This window comes from Streptomyces sp. NPDC026672 (assembly GCF_040638185.1).
GTDB lineage: Bacteria > Actinomycetota > Actinomycetes > Streptomycetales > Streptomycetaceae > Streptomyces.
Window position 1 is genome coordinate 355,224 of the sequence record NZ_JBEZXS010000001.1, and the last position, 14,791, is coordinate 370,014.

Sequence of the window (14,791 nt, forward strand, 5' to 3'; positions counted from 1 at the left end):
GGGTCCTGGCGGGTCAGTCGGCCAGGGTTCCCAGGAGCCCGCCCGCCATCGGCACCGAGCCCAGCGACTCGGCCTGGGCGATCGGGGCCGTCAGGGTGTGGGAGGCCAGGGGCCGGAAGTCGGCCAGCTGGGTGGCCACGCCGTTGTCGAGGGGGTCCACGCCCGTGCCCGCGAGGGGGTTGGGCTTGAGGTCCTGGAGCGCGCCGACGGAGTACCGCAGCGAGGTCGTGAGGGCCGACAGCCCCGCCCCGGGGTCGACGTCGCCCAGCGGGGCGGGCCGGGAGGGCGCGGTGGCCGCGGACGCCGTGGCCGTGGCCGCGCCCAGGGCCGCGCCCGCGGTGGCGAGGGCGATCAGCGCGCGCCGCGCGGTGGAACGGGAGGGGGAGGCGTGTCGTGCCATGACGGGTACCACCTTCGGATGCGCAGGGTGATTGTCTCGGCACGAAGGGTAGTTGAGGTGTGACGCCCGTTCCAAAGCCGACCCGCGGGGTCGGCAGCGGGCGCCCGATGCGTCAAACTGGTGTTCCGTGAGCATTCATCCCCCGTCCTCCGCCCGTGTCGTGCTGCTCTGCGGTCCCTCGGGCTCGGGCAAGTCACTCGTCGCCGCCCGCTCCGGGCTGCCCGTCCTGCGCCTCGACGACTTCTACAAGGAGGGCGACGACCCGACGCTGCCCCTGGTGGCGGGGAGTGCGGACATCGACTGGGACCATCCCGGCTCCTGGGACGCGGACGTCGCCGTGGACGCGATCCTGCAACTGTGCGCGACGGGTTCGGCCCCGGTGCCGGTGTACGACATCGCGCTGAGCGCCCGCACCGGCGAGGAGACGCTGAGCATCGGACGCACCAAGCTGTTCGTCGCGGAGGGCATCTTCGCGGCCGAGATCGTGCGGCGCTGCCGTGAACTCGGTGTGCTGGCCGACGCGTTGTGCCTGAACCGGGGCCCGGTCACCACCTTCAGACGGCGCTTCCTGCGCGATCTCGAGGAGGGCCGCAAGTCGGTGCCGTTCCTGCTGCGCCGCGGCTGGCGGCTGATGCGCGCGGAGCGCGCGATCGTCGCCCGCCAGGTCTCCCTGGGCGCCCGCCCCTGCGACCGGGACGAGGCGCTGGGCCGGCTCGCGGCGGCCGCGGTGGGCCGGCAGGCACACGGCAGCAGGACACAGACGGCGGCCTGAGGAACGTACGGACGGACGGACAGCGCCGACAGCACGCTCGGGCTCCGTACGCACGAGAACGGGACTGGACGGACCCCCCGGCCCTCCAGTCCCGTCTCCCGCTCCGCCGCGTGTCCCCCGTGGCGGAGTTCCCCCGTGCGGTCCCCCGTGTTCCCCCGTTCCTGGTCCCCCCGTTGCGGGTTTCCCCCGATCCCCGTGTGGTCCCCCCTGAACCTTCAGGCCACCAACTCGCCGAAGGCGTCCTCCTCGTCACGGCCGAAGCTGAGGACCTCGTCCTCGCGCAGCCGGCGCAGCGAGCGCCAGATGCTGGACTTCACCGTGCCGACGCTGATGCCGAGGATGTCGGCGATCTCCGGGTCCGTGCGGCCCTCGTAGTAGCGCAGGACCAGCATGGTGCGCTGGAGTTCGGGCAGCCGGGCGAGCGCCTGCCACAGGACCGCGCGCAGTTCGGTGCCGCGCATCGCGTCCGTGTCGCCGGGCGTCTCCGGCAGTTCCTCGGTCGGGTACTCGTTGAGCTTGCGGCGCCGCCAGGCGCTGATGTGCAGGTTGGTCATGGTGCGGCGCAGATAGCCGCCGACCGCCGCCTTGTCGGTGATCCGGTCCCAGGCCCGGTACGTCGAGAACAGCGCGCTCTGGAGCAGGTCCTCGGCCTCGAAACGGTCTCCGGTGAGGTGGTAGGCCGTCGCGTACAGGGAGGCGCGGCGCTCCTGGACGTAGGCGGTGAACTCCGCCTCCGTCAGCGAACGACGCTCCCCCGTGTCCTCCCCGTGCGCGTCGACCACCGAGATGTACGCGCTGTGCTGACGTCCGGTTCCGCGGGCGCATCCGCGCCCTCCCCCGACGGAACCCGACATCTCGGTCCCCCGGTGCATGTCGTGCAGGCGCGTGACAACCGCGCTGGTGTCCATGCCGTGCAGCGTGTTCATCTCGCGCCCCCCGTCGTGGACTTCTGTGTTCGGTTTGCTTCCTTGCCTGTGCCGAAAAGCTTGCCCGGGCCACTTCATGGCCGTGTCCGCCGACTGTCACAGACCTGTCACAGAGGCCGCCCCTACGTACGCGTGGCGCGGTCGTGGACGGGGCGCCGCGTGTACGTAGACGTACGGGTGTCGAATCCGGCCCTGCCATGGGCCAGAATGAGCCCCGTGCCTTCCCTGTTGCTGATCGAGGACGACGACGCCATCCGCACGGCCCTGGAGCTGTCCCTGACGCGCCAGGGACACCGGGTGGCCACCGCTGCCACCGGCGAGGACGGTCTGAAGATGCTGCGTGAGCAGCGGCCGGACCTGATCGTGCTGGACGTGATGCTGCCCGGCATCGACGGGTTCGAGGTGTGCCGGCGCATCCGGCGCACGGACCAGCTGCCGATCATCCTGCTGACCGCGCGCAACGACGACATCGACGTGGTGGTCGGACTGGAGTCCGGTGCCGACGACTACGTCGTCAAGCCCGTGCAGGGCCGGGTGCTGGACGCGCGCATCCGCGCGGTGCTGCGGCGCGGGGAGCGGGAGGCCAGCGACTCGGCGACGTTCGGCAGCCTGGTCATCGACCGTTCCGCGATGACCGTGACGAAGAACGGCGAGGACCTCCAGCTGACGCCGACCGAGCTGCGGCTGCTGCTCGAACTGAGCCGGCGGCCCGGACAGGCGCTGTCCCGGCAGCAGTTGCTGCGGCTGGTGTGGGAGCACGACTACCTCGGCGACTCCCGCCTGGTGGACGCGTGCGTCCAGCGGCTGCGGGCCAAGGTGGAGGACGTGCCGTCGTCCCCGACCCTGATCCGTACGGTCCGTGGCGTCGGCTACCGCCTGGACGCCCCTCAGTGACGGACGCTCAGGGGGGATTCCGCGGCTGGGCCGCGGAGCGCAGGGGAGCCGTGTCACGGCTGCGCTTCACGAGTCTGCGGCTGCGCCTCGTCGTGGTCTTCGGGCTGGTGGCGCTGACCGCGGCCGTGTCGGCGTCGGGCATCGCGTACTGGCTGAACCGCGAGGCGGTGCTCACGCGCACCCAGGAGGCGGTGCTGCGTGACTTCCGGCAGGAGATGCAGAACCGGGCGGGTTCGCTGCCGGTGCGGCCCACGCAGGACGAACTCCAGCGCACGGCGGTCCAGATGGCGGGCAGCAGCCAGCGCTTCAGCGTGCTGCTGGTCGCCGAGGACGCGGACGGCCGTACGGTGTACGGCACTTCGGGCGGCCTGAGCGGGTTCGCGCTGGAGGACGTGCCGACGTCGCTCCAGGCCGCGGTGGGCAAGCGGCAGCGGACGACGGGCGGCAACTCGTCGGCGTACCACCTGTACTGGCAGCGGGTCGTGGACCACGGCACGCCGTATCTGGTGGCCGGGACGCGGGTGATCGGCGGCGGGCCGACCGGCTACATGATGAAGTCGCTGGAGCCGGAGGCGAAGGACCTCAACTCGCTCGCCTGGTCCCTGGGGATCGCCACGGGGCTGGCGCTGATCGGTTCGGCGCTGCTCGCGCAGGCCGCGGCGACGACGGTCCTCAAGCCGGTGCACCGGCTCGGGGTGGCGGCTCGGCGGCTCGGCGAAGGCCGCCTCGACACCCGGCTGCGGGTGTCGGGCACGGACGAACTCGCCGATCTCTCACGGACGTTCAACAACGCGGCCGCGGCGCTGGAGAAACGCGTCGACGACATGGCCGCGCGCGACGAGGCGTCCCGGCGGTTCGTCGCGGACATGAGCCACGAGCTGCGGACGCCGTTGACCGCGATCACGGCCGTGACGGAGGTGCTGGAGGAGGAGTTGGAGTCGGAGGGCGGCGGCATCGACCCGATGGTCGAGCCGGCCGTGCGCCTGGTGGTCAGCGAGACCCGGCGGCTCAACGACCTCGTGGAGAACCTGATGGAGGTCACCCGCTTCGACGCGGGGACGGCGCGGCTGGTCCTGGACGACGTGGACATCGCCGACCAGATCACCGCCTGCATCGACGCGCGGGCCTGGCTGGACGCGGTGGAGCTGGACGCCGAGCGCGGCATCCACGCGCGGGTGGACCCGCGCCGGCTCGACGTCATCCTCGCCAACCTGATCGGCAACGCGCTCAAGCACGGCGGGTCGCCGGTGCGGGTGTCGGTGCGGACGGCGGAGGACGATCTCGTGATCGCCGTACGGGACCACGGTCCCGGCATCCCGGAGGACGTGCTGCCGCACGTGTTCGACCGCTTCTACAAGGCCAGCGCCTCCCGGCCGCGTTCCGAGGGCAGCGGGCTCGGTCTGTCCATCGCGATGGAGAACGCCCACATCCACGGTGGCGGCATCACGGCGGCCAACTCCCCCGAGGGCGGTGCGGTGTTCACGCTCCGACTGCCCCGCGACGCATCGGAGCTCGCGGAGGAGCGGGAGAAACCGCAGGAGCAGCCCCAGGAACCGGGCGACGGGGAACAGGGGGGCACACGATGAACGACGCGTCCAAGGACACCCGCCACAGCGCCGGGTGGCGGCTGCTGATGGGGCTTCCGTTGGTCGGGCTGTTGCTCGCCGGGTGCGGGATCCGGGCCACCGAGGTGCCCACCGACTTCGGCGGGGCGCCGTCCCGGGTGCCGTGTTCGCTGGCCGAGCCGGACCTGTCGGTGCAGTCCTCGCGGGGTGTGCCCGTGCAGGTGTTCCTGCTGTGCGGCTCCTCGCTGGTGACCGTCGACCGGGCCGTGCGCGTCCCGGACGGCACGGCGGACGCCCGGCGGCGGCTGATCGTGGCGCAGGGGCTGCTGGACCAGCTCGCCCAGTCGCCGTCGGCGACCGAGAAGAACGCCGGGTACACGACCCACGTGCACGGCGGGATGAGCGTGGGCGGTCCGCGCCGGGGCGACCCCGAGGACACGCTGCGGCTCAGCTCCGCGCCGGAGCAGCTCACGTCGTACGCGCTCGCCCAGATCGTGTGCACGTTCTCCGACTCCGCGGCGGCCGAGGGCGACGGCTCGGTGATCCTGGGCGGCCCGGACGGCGAGCCGCTGCGGCGCTACGAGTGCTCCGACGACGTGCGCTCCCGGCCCGGTGACACACCTCCGCCGTCGACCGTGGTGACGGCGGGGTGACCCGCCGGGGCCGGGCTCGGCCGTAGGCACATGTGTGCTGGACCTCACCCGTGCGCGGGATCGGACGCGGAACCGTTCGCGCGCGGGGCCGCGTCTAGGGCAGCGTGCAGCGTCAAGGCTCCATCGGCGGCAGCGTCGCCATCCGTATCCGTGTCACCGGGTGTCTCCTCCTCGTCGCCCATCTCGCGCTCGTCGCCTGGTTCACGCTGCGCCCACTGGACGTGCCCTGGGTGACGCCCGCCAATCTGCGTCCCCTGGCCGGCATCCGCGCCGACCTGGCCCTGGGCCCGCTGACGGCGGCCCGGCGGATCGGCGAGGGCGTGGCGCTGCTCGCTCCGCTGGGTGTGCTGCTGCCCATGGCGCACGGCCGGCTCACCGTCTCCCCGCTCGCCTCGCTGGTCCGTACGACCGCCGCGGGCGCCCTGATCTCGCTGGGCATCGCCCTGTTGCAGACCGGTGTGCCGGGGCGGGTCGTGGACGTGGACGTGCTGCTGCTGAACACGGCGGGCGTGGCGCTGGCGCATCTCGCGGTGGTGCCCGCGGCCCGCTGCGGGCTCCGCCGCAGGGGTGAGCGCAGGCACCCGGCGGCCGCCCTCCAGGAGGAGGCTCCTCAGGGGCGGACCCCGACGATTCCCAGGGTCGGGATCGCACCGTAGAGCGAGGCTTCGCCCCTGTTCGTCCGCGTAGCGTGGAGATCAGACGGGGCGACCAGCGGGGGAGCCCCGGACGACGCTCACGAAGGAGCCATGATGACCGCCCTGGCCCGCCCCACCAACGGCCGCATGATCGGCGGAGTGTGTGCCGCGCTGGCACGGCGCTTCGGCACCTCCGCGACCACGATGCGGGCGATCTTCCTGATCTCCTGCCTGCTGCCCGGCCCGCAGTTCCTGCTGTACATAGCGCTGTGGATCCTCTTCCCGTCGGAGGAGAAGGCCGCGGGCGCGCGGACGGCCTGGTAGTGGGGCACGGCGAGGGGTACGGCGGCGGGGCGCACCCCGGGAGGAGGGGTGCGCCCCGTCGGCGGGTGCGCGGGCGGAGGGGTCAGCCGAGCGGGATCCCGTTCACCGGCAGGCCGTGCGTGGGCAGGCCCTTGAGCGGCAGTCCGCCGAGGAGGCCCGTGACCGGCGCGGCCGGGCCGTCGGCGAGCACCTTCTGGACGGCGGGCTGGGCGGCGGCCAGTCCGGTGCCGACCGCGCCCTGGCTCTGGGCGAGCGCCTCACCGGCGCCGGGGAGCGTCCGGGCCACGTTCTGCGCCGGGAGCGTCTGGGCGACGCCGCCCAGGGCCTGGGTGGCGTCCGGGACGGCCGGGGCCGCGGTGGCGGCGCCCGCGCCGACGGCGGCGAAGGCGGCACCGAGGGCGGCGACACCGAGGGTCTTGGCGGCAGACTGCTTCATGGTGAATGCGTCCTTGAATGCGATGACGGGGGATCAAAAATCAATCGAGCGGTCCACGACCGTAAACACGGCGACCCGCCCATCGCAAACATCGAAATGCGGACGGTTCGTGAAGACCGTCCGCATTCCGTACAGGTGGCCCGCGGGGAATCAGCCCTGCTCGGGGGAAGAACCGCTGGTGGAGGCGGTCTGCCGGAACAGCCATTCGGATTTCAGTTCGGCGTATCCGGGCTTCACCACGTCATTGATCATGGCCAGTCGTTCATCGAAAGGAATGAACGCTGATTTCATCGCATTGACGGAGAACCACTGGAGGTCGTCGAGCGTATAACCGAACGCCTCGACGAGGTGCTCGAATTCCCGGCTCATTCCGGTGTGCGACATCAGCCGGTTGTCGGTGTTGACGGTGACCCGGAAGTGCAGCCGGCGCAGCAGCCCGATCGGGTGCTCGGCGTAGGAGGCGGCGGCCCCGGTCTGGAGGTTGGAGCTGGGGCACAGCTCCAGCGGGACGCGCTTGTCGCGGACGTACGAGGCGAGCCGGCCGAGCTCCACCGAGCCGTCCTCGCGGACCTGGATGTCGTCGATGATGCGCACGCCGTGGCCGAGCCTGTCGGCGCCGCACCACTGGAGGGCCTGCCAGATGGACGGCAGCCCGAACGCCTCGCCGGCGTGGATGGTGAAGTGGTTGTTCTCGCGCTTGAGGTACTCGAACGCGTCCAGGTGCCGGGTGGGCGGGAAGCCGGCCTCGGCGCCCGCGATGTCGAAGCCGACGACACCGCGGTCCCGGTAGCGGTTGGCGAGTTCGGCGATCTCCAGGGAGCGGGCGGCGTGCCGCATGGCGGTGAGCAGGGCGCCGACACGGATGCGGTGACCGTTCTCCCGGGCGAGCCGCTCGCCCTGCCGGAAGCCCTCGTCGACCGCCTCGACGACCTCTTCGAGGGTGAGCCCGGCCTCCAGGTGCTGTTCGGGGGCGTAGCGCACCTCGGCGTAGACGACGCCGTCCTCGGCGAGGTCCTCGGCGCACTCGCGGGCCACGCGGACGAGCGCGTCGCGGGTCTGCATCACGCCGACGGTGTGGGTGAAGGTCTCCAGGTAGCGCTCCAGAGAGCCGGAGTCGGCGGCCTCGCGGAACCAGATCCCGAGTTTGTCGGGGTCGGTCTCGGGAAGGCCCGCGTAGCCGTTCTCCCGGGCGAGTTCGACGACGGTGCCGGGACGCAGGCCGCCGTCGAGGTGATCGTGCAGCAGGACCTTGGGGGCGCGGCGGATCTGGTCCGGGGTCGGGACGTGCCCGCTCGGGGCGGTCTGGCTCGTCATGGACGCACTCTAGATCCTACGCGCGTAGAACGCGGGGGGCGCGCGGTCGCCGATACGCAACGGTGACCGCACGGAAGGGTCGCGTACACCCGCACTTCTGACACTGTTCTGTCATGGGACAGCAAGCGACGCCGGTGCGAACGGCCAGGCTGGGAAGGGCAGTCGGCCAGGAGCCGACGGCGGTGAGCGGGGTGGCGCTGCTGCTCCCCGCGGGCCAGGAGGTGTCGGCGCGCAAGCCGTCCTCCGTCTGGGCGACCCAGTCCGTGCGCGCGGTCGGGCGGGCGCTGACGCGCGCGGGGCGCGGCGAGGGGCTGGCCACGCACGCCGTGCACTACCGCTACCGCGGGTGGAACGGCAGCGAGGCGCATCTGGCCGCGGACGCGCTGTGGGCGGTCGACGAGGTGCAGCGGCGCTACGGGGACGTGCCCGTGTGTCTGGTCGGGATCGGGATGGGCGGCCGGGCGGCGCTGCGGGCGGCGGGGCACGACGCGGTCACCTCCGTGGTGGCGATCGCCCCCTGGCTGCCCGAGGACGACGTGGCGGCACCGCCCGAGCCGGTACGGCAGCTGGTGGGGCGCCGGGTGCTGATCGTGCACGGCACGAACGACGAACGCACCGATCCCGAGCTGTCGTTCCGGCTGGCGGCGCGGGCGAAGAAGGCGAACCGGGACGTGTGCCGGTTCGAGGTGCACGCGGACGGGCACGGGCTGCACCAGTACCGGGAGGAGGTGCTCGCGCTCACCTCGGACTTCGTGAGGGGCGCCCTGTTCGGCCACGCGCTCGCCCGCCCCCTGGAGGACGCCCTGGCCGCCCCGCCCCCACTCGGCCTCCGCATGCCCCTGGCAGCGGGCTTCGGCCGCTCACTGCGCGGCTAGTGCCCCGACAGGCAACGTTCGCCCGTCGGGGCACTAGTCCCTGCGGGCGGCCGAGCCGGAACCCACGGCTTACGCCCAGCCGCGTACGCCCTCCCGGTGCCCCCCGGCCCAGGCATTCCTCCCCCGCCCGACGATCCGTCGCGGCACCCCGGTGAAAAACCCGGCGCACCCGCGGAGCGCTACGCGAGGAGCTTGCCGCGGCGGGACAGGAGGAACTTCTTGAAGGCGGCCACCGGGGGTGTGTCCGGGTGGCCGTCGAGCCAGGCGACGCCGATCTCGCGGACCGCCCTGGGGGCCGTGACCGTCAGTTCCACGACTCCGGGACGCGGCACCGCCGGTGGTGGCAGCAGGGCGACGCCGAGCCCGGCCGCGACCAGGCCCCGCAGGGTCTCGGCCTCCTCCCCCTCGAAGGCGATCCGGGGCCGGAACCCCGCCTCCTGGCAGAGGTCGTCGGTGATGCGGCGCATCCCGTACCCGGGTTCCAGCGTGACGAAGGTGTCGTCGGCGGCCTCGGCGAGCCGCACCCGGCGGCGGCCGGCGAGCCGGTGGTCGGCCGGGACGACGAGCCGCAGCTTCTGCTCGTCCAGGCGCCGGCCCACGAGGTCGGGCGCGTCCGGGACCGGCGAGGTCAGACACAGGTCCAGCTCCCCCGCGCGCAGCCGTTCGAGCATCGCCTCGCCGTAGTTCTGGACGAGGCTGAACCGCACGCGCGGATGATCGGCGCGGAAGGCGTGCAGCAGTCCGGGGACGGTCTCGGCGCCCATCGTGTGCAGGAAGCCGAACGCCACCTTCCCGGTGGCCGGGTCGGCGTCCGCGCGCACCTCCTCGGCGGCCCGCTCCAGCTCGGCGAGGGCCCGCTCGACGAAGGGCAGGAAGGTGCGCCCCGCGGGGGTGAGGGAGAGGGTGCGGCCGTGCCGGGCGAACAGGTCGACCCCCAGGTCCTGTTCCAGCCGGACGACCGCCCGTGACAGGGTCGACTGCGGCACCTGGAGCTCCTGCGCGGCCCGCGTGACGTGCTCGGTGCGGGCGACCGCGGCGAAGTGGGCGAGGCGCGGGGCGAGCAGCGCGACGACGTCGTCCCGCAGGTCTTTTGCGTCACCGTCCGACGACGACCACCCCGCCGAGCTCTGCTGATGCACCATGGGAACGATTATGGCGTTTCCATGCATTGGACGCATGAACGGCGGCTGCTTAGCGTGGACACATGCCTGCCAGTACCGGGGCGTCCAACGCGGTGGACGCCGACGCCGCCCCCGCCCCCGACACCTCCCCCGAGCCCACCCCTGGCACCGACACCCGGATGACCCCGGGCGGCCCCGGCTACCGCCGGATGAGCCTCGCCCTCTTCCTCGCCGGTGTCGCGACCTTCGCGCTCCTCTACTCCACACAGGCACTGCTGCCGCTGATCTCCGGCGAGTTCGGGGTGGCGGCGAACGAGGCGAGCTGGACGGTGGCCGCCGCGACGGGCGGACTGGCCCTGTTCGTCCTGCCGATGAGCGCCCTGTCGGAGCGCTTCGGCCGCCGTACGGTGATGACCGCCTCGCTCGCGGTCGCCGTGTCGGTCGGTCTGCTGGTCCCCTTCGCACCGTCGCTCGGCCTGCTGGTGCTGCTGCGGGCGGTGCAGGGCGCGGCGCTGGCCGGGCTGCCGGCCTCCGCGACCGCCTACCTGGCCGAGGAGGTCGGGCCGCGCGCGCTGGTCACGGCGATCGGCCTGTTCGTCGCGGGCAACAGCATCGGCGGCATGAGCGGCCGGGTCATCACCGGCTGGGTGGGGCAGGAGTGGGGCTGGCGGGTCGCCGTCGGCGTGCTCGGTGTGCTCGCGGTGGGCTGCGCGGTGGCGTTCCGGCTGCTACTGCCGGCGCCGCGCCACTTCACCCCGGGTTCGCTGCGCCCCCGCGTGCTCGCCCGCACGGTCCGCGACCACCTCGCGAACCCGCTGCTGCGGCGGCTGTACGCGATCGGCGCGCTGTTCATGACGGTGTTCGGCGGCGTCTACACGGTGATCGGCTACCGGCTGACCGAGGCGCCGTTCAGCCTCCCGCAGGGATTCGTCGGCTCGATCTTCCTCGTGTACCTGGTCGGTACGGTGTCGGCGTCGACGGCGGGCCGACTGGTCGGACGCCTGGGCCGCCGGGGCGCGCTGTACCTGGCCGGCGGGACGACCGCGGCGGGGCTGCTGCTGTCCCTGGTGCCGTCGCTGCCGCTCGCGCTGCTGGGTCTGGTGCTGATCACGGCGGGCTTCTTCGCGGGGCACGCGGTGGCGTCCTCGGCGGTGAGCAGGACGGCGACCGAGGGGCGGGCGCAGGCCGCCGCGCTGTACCAGTCGGCGTACTACGTCGGCTCCAGCGTCGGCAGCACGGTCGGCGCGATGGCGTTCCACGCGAGCGGCTGGGCGGGCACGGTCGGGGTCGGCCTGTTCGCGGTCGCCGGAGTCGTGACGATCACCGTGCTCGGCTCCCGCGCGGCGCGGCTGACCGGCGGCACGGACCCGGTGCCCGCGCACTGAGCCACCCCCGCCTCCCTCGCCTCCGGCCCCTGGCCCCCGTCGACGACCCTGCGCCCCCGGGAGAAACGCCCTCCGAGCTGGGCCTTCGTCGGCTCCGGGGGCCGTTGTCAGTGGGCTGCGGTAGCTTCCGAAGTGCTGGGGCGCGACGACGCGCGACAGGGACGCCACAGGGGTGGGTGGACGACGATGACCGACAGCACGGCGACGACGGACCTCGACAGCGCGCTGGAGAAACACCGCGTCGAACTGACCGGCTACTGCTACCGCATGCTCGGCTCCTCCTTCGAGGCCGAGGACGCGGTGCAGGACACCCTGGTCCGCGCCTGGAAGAGCTACGGCACGTTCGAGGGCCGCTCCAGCCTCCGCTCCTGGCTGTACCGGATCGCGACGAACGTGTGCCTGGACATGCTGACGGCCGGAAGCAAGCGGGCCCGTCCGATGGACCTCACGGAGTCCACCCCGCTGGCCCGGGCGGCCCTCGCCCCGCGCCCGGACAACACCTGGCTGGAGCCGGTGCCGGACGCCCGGGTGCTGCCCTCGGTGGACGACCCGGCGGAGGCCGCCGTCGCCAAGGAGTCGGTGCGGCTCGCCTTCATGGCCGCGCTCCAGGGGCTGCCGCCGAAGCAGCGGGCGGTGCTGATCCTGCGGGAGGTGCTGGCCTGGCGGGCCAGCGAGGTCGCCGAGCTGCTCGGCACCACGGTCGCGTCGGTCAACAGCGCCCTCCAGCGGGCACGGGCGACGCTCGCCGAGCGGAACGACAAGGGCACGGAGGCGGCGGTCTCCGACCCGCTGGACGAGGAGCAGCAGAAGCTTCTGGAGCGCTATGTGACGGCGTTCGAGGGGTACGACATGACGGCGCTCACCGAGCTGCTGCACGAGGACGCGGTGATGACGATGCCGCCGTTCGACCTGTGGCTGACCGGGCACGACGACATCACGGGCTTCATGACGACGCTGGGCTCGGCGTGCGCGGGGTCGCGGCTGGTGCCGGTGCGGGTGAACGGGATGCCGGGTTTCGCGCAGTACAAGCCGGACCCGGAGGCGGGGGGTTTCAGCCCGTGGTCGATCCAGGTCCTGGAGATATCACGGGGCCGGCTGACCGGGTTCCACTTCTTCCTCGACACGAAGCGGTGGTTCCCGCTGTTCGGGCTGCCCCTCCATCTCGAAGCGGAGGCCGACGAGATCGAGCAGGGCGAGTAGCGCGGGATCGGGGGCGCGCAGTCTGATCCGCCCGCCGGCCCGCCGCGCGGTCAGCTCCAACCGCGCCAGCAGCTCGACGGTCCCGAGCCCGCCCGCCCCGACCCCACTCACGTCACAGACGACGACCCCGCCCCCACCCACGCCCAACAGCCCCCGCAACACCTCGCACACCCCGTCCACCTCCCCCTTCCCGACGCGCCCGTCCAGCACCAGCACAGCGGGTGTCGTGTCATCCACGTGCGGTAGACCGCGCAGACCGACGGAAGTCATCGGCGTGGCGCCACGGGAGCGACGTACTAGGCCACGGGGAACTCGCCGGTGTCGATGACCACGTCGAAGGGCGCCGGGATCGTGAGCGCCTCGCCGAACTTCGCGGTGCGCAGGTGGCGGTAGACATCCCCCGCCGGCTCGCCGTACAGCGTCGCGGAGGGCCCTTCGGGAGCCCAACGGTCCACCAGGAGGTAGAAGGGGATGCCCGCGGTCGCGTAGGCGGCGGGTTTGCTGACCCGGTCGTGCCGGGCGTTGGACTTGGAGGTGACCTCGACGACGAGTTCCGCCACGGCGGCCGGACCATGGGTGTCCATGTCCGCGCACTCCCCCACGGGGGTCACCACGATGTCGGGGATGAGCGGGCCCAATCGCGACGGCACGGCGATGGCCAGAGTTTGGAACACCCCCCAGTCCTCGGGGATCACGGGGTACAAGCGACGCTGAATGCGTGCCGCAATCACGTGGTGACGGTAGGCGGGAGCGGGTGACACGGTGACGATCCCCTCGATGATCTCCACCTTGCCGCCCTCAGGCCATTCCATCTCCTCCCAGAACCGAACAAGGTCGTCCCAGCTCTGCTCGGGGTCATGGCTGACGGTGAGTGCGATCATGGCGGTCTCCTAACGACGCGTCACCGATGGGAGCATGCCGAACGGGACCGGCGCCGGTCCACCGATCCCGTTCACCCGAATGAGGAAACCGCAGGTCAGGCGATACGTTCCAGCACGACCGGAGTCGGTGTGAACGGCGTGCCGGGAGCCGCGACGTCGTACGAGCCCTCCAGGGCGGTCAAGGCGTACGCGAAGCGTTCCGGGGTGTCTGTGTGGAGGGTCAGGAGGGGGTGGCCCTTGGTGATCGTGTCGCCGGGCTTGGCGTGGAGTTCGACGCCGGCCGCCGCCTGCACCGGGTCCTCCTTGCGGGCGCGGCCCGCGCCCAGGCGCCAGGCGGCGACGCCGATGTCGTAGGCGTCGAGGCGGGTCAGGACGCCCGACTCCGGCGCCCGCACCACGTGCTGCTCCCTCGACGTGGGCAGCGGGGCGTCCGGGTCGCCGCCCTGCGCGGCGATCATGCGCCGCCAGACGTCCATCGCGGAGCCGTCGGCCAGCGCCTTCGCCGGGTCCACGTCCTTGACGCCCGCCGCGTCCAGCATCTCCCGGGCCAGGGCCAGGGTCAGTTCCACGACGTCGGCGGGGCCGCCGCCCGCCAGGACCTCGACGGACTCGCGGACCTCCAGCGCGTTGCCCGCGGTCAGGCCCAGCGGGGTCGCCATGTCCGTGAGCAGCGCGACCGTCCTGACGCCGTGGTCCGTGCCCAGGCCCACCATCGTGGACGCCAGCTCACGGGCGTCCTCGACCGTCTTCATGAAGGCGCCCGAGCCGACCTTGACGTCCAGCACCAGCGACCCGGTGCCCTCGGCGATCTTCTTCGACATGATCGAGGAGGCGATCAGCGGGATCGCCTCGACCGTGCCGGTGACGTCCCGCAGCGCGTACAGCTTCTTGTCCGCCGGTGCCAGCCCGTCACCGGCCGCGCAGATCACCGCGCCGACCCCGTCGAGCACGGACAGCATCTCCTCGTTGGACAGCAGCGCGCGCCAGCCGGGGATCGACTCCAGCTTGTCCAGCGTGCCGCCGGTGTGGCCGAGGCCGCGGCCCGACAGCTGGGGCACGGCCGCACCGCACGCCGCGACGAGCGGGGCCAGCGGCAGCGTGATCTTGTCACCGACGCCGCCCGTGGAGTGCTTGTCTGCGGTGGGGCGGGACAGCGCCGAGAAGTCCATCCGCTCGCCGGAGGCGATCATGGCCGCGGTCCAGCGGGCGATCTCGCGGCGGTTCATGCCGTTGAGGAGGATCGCCATGGCGAGCGCGGACATCTGCTCGTCGGCGACCTCACCGCGGGTGTACGCGTCGACGACCCAGTCGATCTGCTCGTCGCTCAGCTCGCCGCGGTCCCGCTTGGCGCGGATGACGGAGATGACGTCCATGGCCATGGCTGATGGCTTCCTTCCGGAGGTGCGAAGT

17 protein-coding genes are annotated in these 14,791 nt (G+C 72.6%); 9 read left to right on the forward strand and 8 right to left on the reverse strand.

Annotated features, from left to right (window positions below):
- Positions 1–13: 13 nt before the first annotated feature.
- Entirely contained in the window at positions 14–400 is a 387-nt protein-coding gene (locus tag AB0F77_RS01530) for a hypothetical protein (RefSeq protein ID WP_361939538.1), read from the reverse strand.
- A gap of 127 nt (positions 401–527) precedes the next feature.
- On the opposite strand from AB0F77_RS01530, the gene AB0F77_RS01535 reads away from it, so the two are divergent.
- On the forward strand, positions 528–1,172 hold the full coding sequence (locus tag AB0F77_RS01535; RefSeq protein WP_361939541.1) for a uridine kinase: 645 nt from the start codon (positions 528–530) through the stop codon (positions 1,170–1,172).
- A gap of 215 nt (positions 1,173–1,387) precedes the next feature.
- On the opposite strand, the gene AB0F77_RS01540 is transcribed toward AB0F77_RS01535, so the two are convergent.
- Positions 1,388–2,098: a SigE family RNA polymerase sigma factor gene (locus AB0F77_RS01540; protein WP_361939544.1), complete on the reverse strand. Its 711-nt coding sequence runs from the start codon at positions 2,096–2,098 to the stop codon at positions 1,388–1,390.
- 216 nt (positions 2,099–2,314) lie between these two features.
- Between AB0F77_RS01540 and afsQ1 the strand changes: the two genes are divergently transcribed.
- The 5 genes from afsQ1 to AB0F77_RS01565 all read left to right on the forward strand — a co-directional run bounded on the left by afsQ1 (position 2,315) and on the right by AB0F77_RS01565 (position 6,169).
- Positions 2,315–2,992, forward strand: coding sequence for a two-component system response regulator AfsQ1 (gene afsQ1 / locus AB0F77_RS01545; protein ID WP_361939547.1), 678 nt, complete (start codon positions 2,315–2,317; stop codon positions 2,990–2,992).
- Positions 2,989–4,578, forward strand: a complete 1,590-nt coding sequence (locus tag AB0F77_RS01550; protein ID WP_361939550.1) for a HAMP domain-containing sensor histidine kinase — start codon at positions 2,989–2,991, stop codon at positions 4,576–4,578. Before afsQ1 ends, AB0F77_RS01550 begins: the two co-directional genes overlap by 4 nt.
- On the forward strand, positions 4,575–5,210 hold the full coding sequence (locus AB0F77_RS01555) for a hypothetical protein (RefSeq protein WP_361939553.1): 636 nt from the start codon (positions 4,575–4,577) through the stop codon (positions 5,208–5,210). Before AB0F77_RS01550 ends, AB0F77_RS01555 begins: the two co-directional genes overlap by 4 nt.
- A gap of 104 nt (positions 5,211–5,314) precedes the next feature.
- Entirely contained in the window at positions 5,315–5,866 is a 552-nt protein-coding gene (locus AB0F77_RS01560; protein ID WP_361939556.1) for a VanZ family protein, read from the forward strand.
- Between the two features lie 93 nt (positions 5,867–5,959).
- Complete coding sequence (locus tag AB0F77_RS01565; RefSeq protein WP_361939669.1) at positions 5,960–6,169, forward strand: PspC domain-containing protein; 210 nt, start codon at positions 5,960–5,962, stop codon at positions 6,167–6,169.
- An 82-nt stretch (positions 6,170–6,251) separates the two neighbouring features.
- Here the strand turns inward: AB0F77_RS01565 and AB0F77_RS01570 are convergent, their stop codons facing one another.
- Positions 6,252–6,605: an ATP-binding protein gene (locus AB0F77_RS01570; protein ID WP_361939559.1), complete on the reverse strand. Its 354-nt coding sequence runs from the start codon at positions 6,603–6,605 to the stop codon at positions 6,252–6,254.
- Positions 6,606–6,755: 150 nt separating this feature from the next.
- Complete coding sequence (locus AB0F77_RS01575) at positions 6,756–7,919, reverse strand: adenosine deaminase (RefSeq protein ID WP_361939562.1); 1,164 nt, start codon at positions 7,917–7,919, stop codon at positions 6,756–6,758.
- A 113-nt stretch (positions 7,920–8,032) separates the two neighbouring features.
- Between AB0F77_RS01575 and AB0F77_RS01580 the strand changes: the two genes are divergently transcribed.
- Positions 8,033–8,794: an alpha/beta hydrolase gene (locus AB0F77_RS01580; protein WP_361939565.1), complete on the forward strand. Its 762-nt coding sequence runs from the start codon at positions 8,033–8,035 to the stop codon at positions 8,792–8,794.
- A 179-nt stretch (positions 8,795–8,973) separates the two neighbouring features.
- Here the strand turns inward: AB0F77_RS01580 and AB0F77_RS01585 are convergent, their stop codons facing one another.
- Positions 8,974–9,936, reverse strand: coding sequence for a LysR family transcriptional regulator (locus tag AB0F77_RS01585; protein WP_361939568.1), 963 nt, complete (start codon positions 9,934–9,936; stop codon positions 8,974–8,976).
- 62 nt (positions 9,937–9,998) lie between these two features.
- Here AB0F77_RS01585 and AB0F77_RS01590 point away from each other — a divergent pair, with 62 nt between their 5' ends.
- Together AB0F77_RS01590 and AB0F77_RS01595 are read left to right on the forward strand one after the other, a co-directional pair.
- Positions 9,999–11,300 (forward strand): MFS transporter, encoded by a 1,302-nt coding sequence (locus tag AB0F77_RS01590; protein WP_361939571.1) that lies wholly within the window; start codon positions 9,999–10,001, stop codon positions 11,298–11,300.
- A 186-nt stretch (positions 11,301–11,486) separates the two neighbouring features.
- On the forward strand, positions 11,487–12,500 hold the full coding sequence (locus AB0F77_RS01595) for a sigma-70 family RNA polymerase sigma factor (RefSeq protein ID WP_361939574.1): 1,014 nt from the start codon (positions 11,487–11,489) through the stop codon (positions 12,498–12,500).
- Here the strand turns inward: AB0F77_RS01595 and AB0F77_RS01600 are convergent.
- From AB0F77_RS01600 to AB0F77_RS01610, 3 genes are all read right to left on the reverse strand, one after another.
- The gene (locus tag AB0F77_RS01600) at positions 12,384–12,770 is read right to left on the reverse strand and encodes an STAS domain-containing protein (protein ID WP_361939577.1); all 387 of its coding nucleotides are present in this window, start codon (positions 12,768–12,770) and stop codon (positions 12,384–12,386) included. The genes AB0F77_RS01595 and AB0F77_RS01600 overlap by 117 nt on opposite strands.
- A gap of 26 nt (positions 12,771–12,796) precedes the next feature.
- Positions 12,797–13,381 (reverse strand): Uma2 family endonuclease, encoded by a 585-nt coding sequence (locus tag AB0F77_RS01605; RefSeq protein ID WP_361939580.1) that lies wholly within the window; start codon positions 13,379–13,381, stop codon positions 12,797–12,799.
- A 95-nt stretch (positions 13,382–13,476) separates the two neighbouring features.
- Entirely contained in the window at positions 13,477–14,760 is a 1,284-nt protein-coding gene (locus tag AB0F77_RS01610) for a thymidine phosphorylase (RefSeq protein WP_361939583.1), read from the reverse strand.
- Positions 14,761–14,791: the final 31 nt, after the last annotated feature.

Coding starts and splice junctions, on each gene's coding strand:
- AB0F77_RS01580 (WP_361939565.1), top strand. CDS start 8,033: ATGGGACAGCAAGCGACGCCGGTGCGAACGGCCAGGCTGGGAAGGGCA.
- AB0F77_RS01590 (WP_361939571.1), top strand. CDS start 9,999: ATGCCTGCCAGTACCGGGGCGTCCAACGCGGTGGACGCCGACGCCGCC.
- AB0F77_RS01610 (WP_361939583.1), bottom strand. CDS start 14,760: ATGGCCATGGACGTCATCTCCGTCATCCGCGCCAAGCGGGACCGCGGC.
- AB0F77_RS01605 (WP_361939580.1), bottom strand. CDS start 13,381: ATGATCGCACTCACCGTCAGCCATGACCCCGAGCAGAGCTGGGACGAC.
- AB0F77_RS01540 (WP_361939544.1), bottom strand. CDS start 2,098: ATGAACACGCTGCACGGCATGGACACCAGCGCGGTTGTCACGCGCCTG.
- AB0F77_RS01570 (WP_361939559.1), bottom strand. CDS start 6,605: ATGAAGCAGTCTGCCGCCAAGACCCTCGGTGTCGCCGCCCTCGGTGCC.
- AB0F77_RS01595 (WP_361939574.1), top strand. CDS start 11,487: ATGACCGACAGCACGGCGACGACGGACCTCGACAGCGCGCTGGAGAAA.
- AB0F77_RS01530 (WP_361939538.1), bottom strand. CDS start 400: ATGGCACGACACGCCTCCCCCTCCCGTTCCACCGCGCGGCGCGCGCTG.
- AB0F77_RS01600 (WP_361939577.1), bottom strand. CDS start 12,770: ATGACTTCCGTCGGTCTGCGCGGTCTACCGCACGTGGATGACACGACA.
- AB0F77_RS01565 (WP_361939669.1), top strand. CDS start 5,960: ATGACCGCCCTGGCCCGCCCCACCAACGGCCGCATGATCGGCGGAGTG.
- AB0F77_RS01575 (WP_361939562.1), bottom strand. CDS start 7,919: ATGACGAGCCAGACCGCCCCGAGCGGGCACGTCCCGACCCCGGACCAG.
- AB0F77_RS01555 (WP_361939553.1), top strand. CDS start 4,575: ATGAACGACGCGTCCAAGGACACCCGCCACAGCGCCGGGTGGCGGCTG.
- AB0F77_RS01585 (WP_361939568.1), bottom strand. CDS start 9,936: ATGGTGCATCAGCAGAGCTCGGCGGGGTGGTCGTCGTCGGACGGTGAC.